Source organism: Mesorhizobium sp. WSM4833 (genome assembly GCF_055811095.1).
In genome coordinates, this window is the sequence record NZ_JBVVQG010000034.1 from 1 (window position 1) to 9181 (window position 9181).

The window sequence follows — 9181 nt, forward strand, 5'->3', positions numbered from 1 at the left end:
CGCGATGCGCGCAACGAGTTCGCGAGTGCAACTTGACACCCCAGATAGTCGCTCTCCCCCCTCCGGAGGGAGAGGAAAGGAGCCAAGGTCGGCGAGCTCGCGCTTTTCCTCTCCCCCGTCGATCGGGGGAGAGGTGGCCCGAAGGGCCGGAGTGGGGGTCGACCTTTCATCAAGCTCACCCGCTTGACCGGTTCGCCCACACCAACCCGATCAGCCCGACCAGCATGGTGACGACGCCGATATAGAGCCATTGCGACTGGCCGGTCATGAAGCTGCCGCCGACAACGCCGATGCCTTGCAGCGACCACAGCGCGCCGACGGCAAGCACAATCAACGCCAGCAGATTTTTGGTCAGCCTCATTGCCGGATCTCCCTTTTGAAGTCGATTGGTTGCAGCATCGGGACCGCGATAAAAGAGCCAAAGGAAGTGGCCCGGCCGCGCCGAGCTCTACTTGGATATTAATGTTCGATCTTGTCAAACGGATGTCCGATAGCAACACAAAGATCATCGTTGATTGATCATCGCGTGCCGGAAAATCCCTGACAGACTGTTACCCAGCGACTCCAAACGTGTGCCATTGCCACGGAACCGCCAGATCACTGCCGCATTTCCCGCCTTATTTGGCACCTAACGGCTGGGGTCTGTCAAAAACGGAGCCATCCCCCAAATATGAAGAACCCAAAACAGACCGCGATTGTCGCGGTAACGATCGCTGCTGGCCTGATGGTCGGCGCTTCTTCGGCGACCGCCGCCGCCCAGTGCGGCCGCGCCTCGTGGTACGCCCTGCACTCCAGAACCGCCTCGGGCGAGCGCATGAACCCGTCGGCGATGACCGCCGCGCATCGCACCTTGCCTTTCGGCACCAAGCTCAGGGTTACCAACAAGAACAATGGCCGCAGCGTCGTCGTGCGCATCAACGATCGCGGTCCGTTCATCAAGGGACGCGTGCTCGACCTGTCGAAAGGCGCGGCCGGCCAGCTCGGCTTCATCGGCTCCGGCCACACTTCCGTGTGCATGGCGCGCGTCTAGAGCTTCCTGTGTCCGGCAAGGGCCGGACACACTACCTACACATTTCGCAACCGCACACTGAGCCGGCTGGCGCCGTTCGGCCCCGATTTCCATGGCCTTGAACCAAAGAAGCATTGGTCACGCAGCGTGACGTATTGCATCGCAGCAATTAGTTGTTAACTTCCCCGCGAGACATTTAGGCTCGGCGCTGCTCGTCGTCCCTTCGGTCGCAGGCAGCAGCGGGGTTTCTCGATGTTCTACCAGCTCTATGAGATGAACCACGCCGCCCTGCAGCCGGCGCGCCTCTATGCCGACGCGGTGCGCATGTTCTACTCCAATCCGCTCAATCCGTTTTCCCACACGCAATGGGGCCGTTCGATCGCGGCGACGGCCGAACTGTTCGAGCGCACCACGCGCCGCTACGGCAAGCCGGCCTTCGGCCTGAGCAAGACCGTAGTCGACTGGAAGAGCGTCGAGGTCGCCGAGAAGACCGTCTGGTCGAAGCCGTTCTGCAATCTCGTGCGCTTCGAGCGCGCTGTCCCCGCCGGGCGCAAGCCCGATCCGAAGCTTCTGATCGTGGCGCCGATGTCGGGCCATTATGCGACGCTGCTGCGCGGCACGGTGGAAGCGATGCTGCCCTATGCCGACGTGCACATCACCGATTGGGTCGATGCCCGCATGGTGCCGCTTGCCGACGGCCAATTCGATCTCGACGACTACATCGACTATGTCATCGACATGCTGCACACGCTGGGGCCGGACACGCATGTGATGGCGGTGTGCCAGCCTTCCGTGCCGGTGCTGGCCGCCGTGGCGCTGATGGAATCCAAGGGCGACCCGTTCGTGCCCTCGACGATGACCTTGATGGGCGGGCCTATCGACACGCGCAGCAACCCGACCGCGGTCAATCTGCTGGCGCAGGAAAAAGGCATCGACTGGTTCCGCGACAATGTCGTGATGCATGCGCCGTGGCCGGTGCCAGGCTTCGGCCGCGAGGTCTATCCAGGCTTCCTGCAGCTGTCCGGCTTCATGAGCATGAACCTCGATCGCCACATCATCGCCCACAAGGACTTCTTCATGCATCTGGTGAAGCATGATGGCGACAATGCCGAGAAGCACCGCGATTTCTACGACGAGTATCTGGCGGTCATGGACCTGACGGCCGAATTCTACCTGCAGACCGTCGACACCGTCTTCGTGCGGCAGGCCTTGCCAAAGGGCGAGATGACGCATCGCGGCACCAGGATCGATCCGTCGGCGATCCGCAACGTCGCGCTGTTCACGGTCGAAGGCGAGAACGACGACATATCAGGCCTTGGCCAGACCAAGGCGGCGCATGATCTTTGCCCCAATATCCCGGCTGAGCGGCACGCCCACTACATGCAGCCGGCGGTCGGCCATTACGGCGTGTTCAACGGTTCTCGCTTCCGCTCCGAAATCGTCCCGCGCATCGTCGACTTCATCACCAGCTATGGCCGCCAGGAGCGTGTCGCGGTGAAGCCGAAGCTGGTCCGCGCCGCCAAGAGATAATGCACGTCGTCCAAAATTGCGGGTTTTGGGACGATGATTTGCATAAAACCAAGCTTAACGGCGACAAACCGTGCGATTGACCGGTAAAAGCCGGCCGGCTGGCTGATTCTGTTGCACAAGTGCCGCTGTCCAGCCCCTCGGGTAACCATGCCGACAATCCGACCGTCGTCGTAATTGACACGGACTGTAAATCCCCCTTAACCTTTCGTTAATAACAAAGGGTGAGCGGGGACAATGATTTCCTCATCGATGGCGCGACGGCTGCGCGTGTATGTGGCGGCCGGGCTGGCAATGACGGCGGGCTGGGTGGCACCGGCCTTGGCGGGTGGAGCGATGGCGACCGGGGGGCTCACCTCGCAGCCGATCGGCCACTATGATTTCTGCAAGCTGCATCCGGGCGAGTGCTCGATCCGCCCGGCCAATCTGGCGCCGGCTCCGATGACCGACGCGCTGATGCGCAAGCTTCTCAATGTCACCGCCAGGGTCAACGCCGCCGTCAAGCCGATGAGCGACATGGACATCTACGGCAAGGACGAGGTCTGGGCCTATCCCGACAAGGGCGTCGGCGATTGCGAGGACTATGTGCTGGAAAAGCGGCGCCAGCTTTCGCGCATGAGCATCTCGCTTGCCGATCTTCTGATCACTGTCGTGCGCAAGCCCGACGGCGAGGGCCACGCCGTGCTGACGGTGCGCACCGACGACGGCGACTATGTGCTCGACAATCTGACCGACAAGGTCAAGCCATGGGACGCGACCGGCTACCGCTTCCTCAAGCGGCAGGCGATCGACAACACCGGCCGCTGGGTCTCGATCCGCGGTGGCCAGCAAGTTCTGGTCGGCGCGGTTCAGTAGGCACCGGCAACGGCGGCTTCCCTAGGGGCGGCATCCAACGCTTCGTCATCACAGGGCTGAGCAGGAGCGAAGCTCCGTCGCGAAGACCCCGGGATCCATGCCGTGATGCCGATGAAGAACGCTGCGGCGCAGGAACAGGCGCCTGCAATCGTCATACCGTCATCACCAGATCTTTTGCCCCGTCGCGACGCTCGCAACTCGCGGCATGGATCCTCGGGTCTGCGCGTCCGCTCCGCCCGTGGATGACGAAATCGATGGGCCCTCCGCCAGAATTCGCATTTCTCCGTGAACCATTTCGCTCCGGCCAGCGACACACAGCCGTGAACCGAAACCAACCATGGAGACTTCAGATGACTGCTTTTCTGCGAAACACCCTTCTTGCCGCTATCGCGGTGTCGAGCATGGCCGGATCCGCCATGGCCGATCAGACCACCAGCTGTGCCAAAACCAACCTCAACGACCTCTGGGCCGGCCGCTGTTGCGGTGATGCCGGGGCGTCGGACTGCCTGGGCGGCGGAAACAATGGCCACGACCACGGCGATCATGGCCGGGGTGGGAATGGCGGCACCGCCGGCAAGAAATGATCTCACCACTGTGCCCGCCGGCGGGCCGCCGGCGGGCAGTGTCCTCGTGAGGCAGGCGAACTTGTACCGGCGCGGACCGTCAGGCTACGGCCGCTGGTTCAACGCCGCGCGGATCGATGCGGTGATGCGGCGAAGCTCGGTTTCGTCGAGTTTCTCGATGTTTTCCGCCAGCAGATTGGCGAGCTCGGTGGCGGCGGGGGAAAGACCCGACGTGTCGAGTTTTACACGCGGGTGCGAGGCCTCGGCCAGCCGCGCCAGTTCCTCGGCATCGTCCCAGATGATGTTGAAATAGCCGATGATCTTCTGGATCAGCGTCCAGGTCGGGGCGCCTCGCCTGCCATGTTCGAGCGCCGACAGATAGGCGGCGCTGACGCCGATCGCCGCCGCCATATCCTTCTGGCGGACACCGCGTTCGCTTCTCAGCGTCCGCAGCTTCTCGCCGAACGGGGTCATGCGCCCATCCTCATGAACGGACCCGCCGCAGGCGGATATAGAGCGCACCCGAACCGCCATGATTGCGGGCGGCATGGTCGTGGCTGGAGACGAGCGGCCGGAAGGCAGGCGTCGACAGCCAGGCCGGCACGGCGCGCCGCAACACGCCATCGCCGCCGGAGGACGAGCCCTTGCCGGTGATGACCAGGACATAGCGGACGCCGCCGGCATGCGCCCGGTGCAGGAACGAGAACAGCAGCGAGTAGGCCTCGTCCTGCGTCATGCCGTGCAGATCGACGCGGCCCTCGATCGGCAGCCGGCCCTTCGACAATTTGTCCAGCGTCGGTTCGTCGAGGCGGTGCGTGACATGCTGCGCCTTCGGCTTGGCGGTCCCTGCGACATTGGCGACGGGCTGGGCGGGCTGCGACTGGCTTGGCTTGGCCTCGGCAGGAATTTCGGGGATGTCGACGGCAAATTTCCCCTTCAGCGGCTTGGCCGTGCGCGCCACCAGGTTCCACAGAACCCGGTCGTCCTCGCTGAGCTTGTCCGGGCGTCGGGTCATCGGACCGCACCCGCAATGAGCGTGCGCGGCACCAGCGCATAAAAATCCGCGGCATTGCGGACCACGCCGGCGATCTCGCCCGCGGCCCCGCCCGAACCGGCGAACAGGTCGCCCCGCGCCGGCCCGGTGATGGCGGAGCCAGTGTCCTGCGCGATCATCAGGCGGCGGAATGGTTTTGCGTCGAAGGCGGCGAGCGTCGGCGCGTCGATGTAAAAGGGCGTGCCGAATGTGTGCAGCAGGCGGTCGACGGCGATCGAGCGGCCCGGCGTCAGCGGCACCTTGGCGGCGGCGATCGGACCAAGGGCAACGTCCTCGACATCGGCCGGGCGGAAGAAAATGTAGGAGCGGTTCTGCCACAGGATCTCGTCGACGCGGTCCGGATGCGCCTTGAACCATGCGCGGATCGATTGCATCGTCACTTCCGCCAGCGGGATCTCGCCAATCTCGCTCAGGACCTTGCCGGGTCCGGTGAAGCGCTGGCCGGATTTGGCGGCATAGGTGACGCGGGCAAGCCGGCCGTCGGTCATGGCGAGGCGTGCGGCACCTTGCACGTGAATGAAGAAGGCATCGACCTTGTCGGCCAACCAGGCGATTTCCAGGCCCTTGCCATCAAGCGCGCCGCGCTCGATCTCGCCACGGTCATGATATTCGACCGGCCCGTTCGGCGTCTGGCGCGCGAAAGCGAGATAGGGGTCCAGGCCCGGCGGCCGGTTTGCGTCATCGATATCGACGAGATCGGCCGGGCGCGACAGCAGCGGCACCGAAAACCGGTCCGTGCGCACCGGTGACGCCTCGACTTGCGGTTCATAGAAACCGGTGACGAGCCCATTTTCGGCAGGGATAAGCGCCGGGACAAAATGGCGCTCGAAGAAGGCGCGGGCCTCCCCGCGGGTCAAAACCGGCGACCGATTCGCCGGCGAAACGGTCCGGGCCTCGGCGTAGGCATCCGCAAAGGCGTCGAAGTCGACGCCGAGCGCGCCGCTGCGATAGGGTTTGGTCAGGACATGGAAGGCCGAGCGCCGAAAGGCGGCGAAGGCCGCCGAATGGTCGTCATCGTTCCAGCCGGGCAGATCGCCGAAGGCTTTCTCGACAAAAAGAGGCGATAGCGACACCGGAGCCTCGCCGCGTATTCCCTAGTCTTCTTCCTCGGTGGCGACGAGCTTCCAGTTCGGATCGCGCGAGCGCGTGTCACGGGCGAAGGTCCAGACATCCTTGACCTCGGCCACGGTTTCCGGGTCGCCGTCGATGACGGCACCGGCCTTGTCGCGGGTCGCCGAAATCAGCTCGCTGATGATGCGCAGCGTGACATGCGCCTCGCCGCCCTTCATCTCGGCCGAGACGATATCGGCCTTGTCGATGCCGACGAAGGAGGACTGGATCTTTTCCGCCTTGGCCTCGCGCTCGCCGATAGCGGCGACAAAACCGTCATAGACCTCGCGCGACAACAGGTTCTTCAGCGTTTTGCGATCGCCGTCGGCATAGGCCATGACGATCATCTCGTAAGCCATCTTGGCGCCGTCGACGAAACCCTTCGGCTCGAAGGACGGATCATTGTCCTTGATCGTGCGCAGGCCCTTGTTGAGGTCGGTATCGGGCTTGGCGAAAGCGTCGATCGCGGCATAGGCGTCGGGAGCCGGCTCGCCTGGCGGACGCTTGCGCGGCAGCGAGACGACGTTTTCGGATTTCTGGGCGGCATCCTTGTCGCCGGTGCGAGCCGCCGAATAGGGATCGAAGGGCGGCCGTTCGCTGCCGGTGCGGCGGCCCAGCACATTGCGCAGCTGGAAAAAGATGACCACCGCCGCAATCAGGAAGAAAATCGTGCCGAAGTCGAAGAATCCCATATCTTCCGCCAATCAATCCCTGCCCTGTGGCCGGACCGTCAGGCCTAACGGCCGCGGTCGCATAGCGTTCAACATTCAAAGCATATAGAACGCAAGGCGCAATCATTCAAATCAAAGGCAGGCATACCTATCTAACAGCCTCGGTGCCAGCGGCGATTGCCAGTTGGCGGCCAAAACAATCAAAACGGTCATAACGATCGAAAAAGGTTGGCAAGACTTGCGCATTTCGTTGCTTCCCTTCTTTCTCCTTGCACTGCCGCTGCTGGAAATTGCCGGTTTCGTCATCGTCGGCCGCGAGGTCGGCGCGCTGGCGACGGTAGGCCTCGTGCTGGCCTCGAGCATCGCCGGCGTGCTTTTGCTCCGATACCAGGGTTTTGGTGTCATGGCCCGCATCCGCAACGAGATGGCCGCCGGCCAGAACCCCAGCCGCCACCTTGCGCACGGCGCCATGATCGTGGTTGCGGCAATCCTCCTGATCATCCCCGGCTTCATCACCGACATTATCGGCCTGCTGCTGTTTCTGCCGCCGTTGCGCGACTTTGCCTGGAGCCGGTTCAAGGGCCGCATTGTCGTCGCCACCGATTTCTCGTCCGGCGGTTTTCGTGGCCGCCAGCGCGACAGGGTCATCGACCTCGAAGACGGCGACTATTCGCGCGAGGACGATCTGAAGCGCGGCCCGGATCACAACTCGCCGTGGCGCCGCCTGAAGGACGATTAACGCGCCGTCCCATCTCCATGCCGCAGCCGGGAAGCAAGGCGGCAAACCTTGTCTTGTCATCCCCGCCATGGTAGCGAACGCCCGATTTCAATTCGGTCAGCGACGCTGCCCAGGCAAGAGGACAAGGCTTATGGCCAGCAAAGATGACGCGCCGGTCGGCGCAGCCAACGGAAACGGCAATGCGGCGCAGCCGTCGCTCAACGTTCTGGCGCAATATGTGAAGGACCTGTCCTTCGAAAGCCCCGGCGCGCCGAATTCGCTGCGCGGCCGCGACAAGGCGCCGGGCATCGCCATCAATGTCAACGTCAACGCCAACCCGCTCTCCGACAAGCAGTTCGACGTCAATCTGACGCTCAACGCCAAGGCGTCCTTCGACCAGGAAGTGCTGTTCAATGTCGAGCTGGTCTATGGCGGCGTGTTCGCCATCGCAGGCTTTCCGCAGGAACACATGCTGCCGATCCTGTTCATCGAATGCCCGCGTCTTTTGTTCCCGTTCGCCCGCCAGATCATCGCCGAGGCAACCCGCAATGGCGGCTTCCCGCCGCTGATGCTCGACCCGATCGACTTCGCGCAGATGTTCCAGCAGAAGCTGGCGGAGGACCAGGCGTCGTCGAAGGTCCAGGTGAGCTGAGTGCTGCCTGCCACGGATTGTGAAAAGCCCGGCCTTGCGCCGGGTTTTTTGTTTTGGGCGGGACGATTGAGGCGCCGGCAGGGCAGAGGGGGGCGCCAAGGATCGCCAACGGGACGATTTTAGTTCCCGTGAACCTTCAGCCACAGCGCCTTTTCACCCAATGTCCCGACCATGCCGGCGTGCGCGGCACGTTCGGCTTCTGTCACGCGCGGCGGCAGTGGCGCCGGGCGCGGGGCGACGACGATTTCGATCTGGCGGACATTCTCGCCCTGGGCCGGCGCGGTGGCGCTGTCGAGGATGAGGGCCGCCTGCTTGCCGCCGATCAGCTCGATATAGACCTCGGCCAGCAATTCGGAATCGAGCAGGGCGCCGTGCTTGGTGCGCTTGGTGTTGTCGATGCCGTAGCGCCGGCAGAGTGCATCGAGCGAATTAGGACCCATCGGGTGCTTGCGGCGCGCCAGCGCCAGCGTGTCGACGACGACGCCGTTGTCGATGACAGGGTGACCCAGCCGGCCGAATTCGACGTTGAGGAAGCCGACATCGAAAGTGGCGTTGTGGGCGACCAGCTTGGCGCCGTCGGTAAAGTCCAGCCACTCCTGCACGATCTCGGCAAAGGTCGGCTTGCCAGCGAGGTCCGCCGCGCTGATGCCGTGCACCGCCTGTGCCTCGACATGGATCGCGCGGCCTTGCGGGTTGATGTAGTGGTGGAAGGTCCTGCCGGTCGGAAAACGGTTGACCAGTTCGACGCCGCCCAGCTCGATCACGCGGTCGTCGCGCGAATCGAGGCCGGTGGTTTCCGTGTCGAAGATGATCTCACGCATCGAATCAGTCGCTCCAAAGGAGCAGAATCGTGAGAGCGGAACAAAATGGCAATGAGAAACTATGATGGCCAGGGCAATCGCACAGGTTTGCGCCGCCCCTCATCGCCCTGCACCTTTCCTGTCTCCCGTCGATCGGGGGAGAGCGACTATCTGGGGTGTCAAGTTGCACTCGCGAACTCGTTGCGCGCATCGCGTGCTTTT

Annotated in this window: 12 protein-coding genes; 6 read left to right on the forward strand and 6 right to left on the reverse strand. The window is 63.4% G+C overall.

Annotated elements, in window-relative coordinates; translation table 11 throughout:
- Positions 1 to 175: 175 nt before the first annotated feature.
- Entirely contained in the window at positions 176 to 361 is a 186-nt protein-coding gene (locus AC0L2D_RS31620) for a hypothetical protein (RefSeq protein WP_024502222.1), read from the reverse strand.
- Positions 362 to 670: 309 nt separating this feature from the next.
- Here AC0L2D_RS31620 and AC0L2D_RS31625 point away from each other — a divergent pair, with 309 nt between their 5' ends.
- The 4 genes from AC0L2D_RS31625 to AC0L2D_RS31640 all read left to right on the forward strand — a co-directional run bounded on the left by AC0L2D_RS31625 (position 671) and on the right by AC0L2D_RS31640 (position 3975).
- A complete protein-coding gene (locus tag AC0L2D_RS31625; RefSeq protein ID WP_013528714.1) occupies positions 671 to 1030 on the forward strand; it encodes a septal ring lytic transglycosylase RlpA family protein in 360 nt (119 codons plus the stop codon).
- Positions 1031 to 1261: 231 nt separating this feature from the next.
- Positions 1262 to 2539, forward strand: a complete 1278-nt coding sequence (locus tag AC0L2D_RS31630) for a polyhydroxyalkanoate depolymerase (protein WP_013528715.1) — start codon at positions 1262 to 1264, stop codon at positions 2537 to 2539.
- A gap of 234 nt (positions 2540 to 2773) precedes the next feature.
- A complete protein-coding gene (locus AC0L2D_RS31635; RefSeq protein WP_063173424.1) occupies positions 2774 to 3391 on the forward strand; it encodes a transglutaminase-like cysteine peptidase in 618 nt (205 codons plus the stop codon).
- Positions 3392 to 3741: 350 nt separating this feature from the next.
- A complete protein-coding gene (locus AC0L2D_RS31640) occupies positions 3742 to 3975 on the forward strand; it encodes a hypothetical protein (protein ID WP_013528718.1) in 234 nt (77 codons plus the stop codon).
- A gap of 84 nt (positions 3976 to 4059) precedes the next feature.
- Here the strand turns inward: AC0L2D_RS31640 and AC0L2D_RS31645 are convergent, their stop codons facing one another.
- The 4 genes from AC0L2D_RS31645 to AC0L2D_RS31660 are packed head-to-tail and all read right to left on the reverse strand — an operon-like array spanning position 4060 to position 6810.
- A complete protein-coding gene (locus tag AC0L2D_RS31645; RefSeq protein ID WP_013528719.1) occupies positions 4060 to 4428 on the reverse strand; it encodes a helix-turn-helix domain-containing protein in 369 nt (122 codons plus the stop codon).
- 10 nt (positions 4429 to 4438) lie between these two features.
- Positions 4439 to 4969 (reverse strand): Smr/MutS family protein, encoded by a 531-nt coding sequence (locus AC0L2D_RS31650; protein ID WP_024502221.1) that lies wholly within the window; start codon positions 4967 to 4969, stop codon positions 4439 to 4441.
- A complete protein-coding gene (gene mltA / locus AC0L2D_RS31655; RefSeq protein WP_473544090.1) occupies positions 4966 to 6081 on the reverse strand; it encodes a murein transglycosylase A in 1116 nt (371 codons plus the stop codon). Before mltA ends, AC0L2D_RS31650 begins: the two co-directional genes overlap by 4 nt.
- Positions 6082 to 6102: 21 nt before the next feature.
- On the reverse strand, positions 6103 to 6810 hold the full coding sequence (locus AC0L2D_RS31660) for a Tim44/TimA family putative adaptor protein (protein ID WP_013528722.1): 708 nt from the start codon (positions 6808 to 6810) through the stop codon (positions 6103 to 6105).
- Positions 6811 to 7027: 217 nt separating this feature from the next.
- On the opposite strand from AC0L2D_RS31660, the gene AC0L2D_RS31665 reads away from it, so the two are divergent.
- Positions 7028 to 7528, forward strand: coding sequence for an FxsA family protein (locus AC0L2D_RS31665; protein ID WP_473544092.1), 501 nt, complete (start codon positions 7028 to 7030; stop codon positions 7526 to 7528).
- Positions 7529 to 7658: 130 nt separating this feature from the next.
- Positions 7659 to 8159 carry a protein-export chaperone SecB gene (secB, locus tag AC0L2D_RS31670; protein WP_013528724.1) on the forward strand — a complete coding sequence of 167 codons (501 nt, stop codon included), beginning with the start codon at positions 7659 to 7661 and terminating at the stop codon, positions 8157 to 8159.
- Between the two features lie 119 nt (positions 8160 to 8278).
- Here the strand turns inward: secB and dnaQ are convergent, their stop codons facing one another.
- On the reverse strand, positions 8279 to 8980 hold the full coding sequence (dnaQ, locus tag AC0L2D_RS31675) for a DNA polymerase III subunit epsilon (protein ID WP_063169604.1): 702 nt from the start codon (positions 8978 to 8980) through the stop codon (positions 8279 to 8281).
- Between the last annotated feature and the right edge of the window lie 201 nt (positions 8981 to 9181).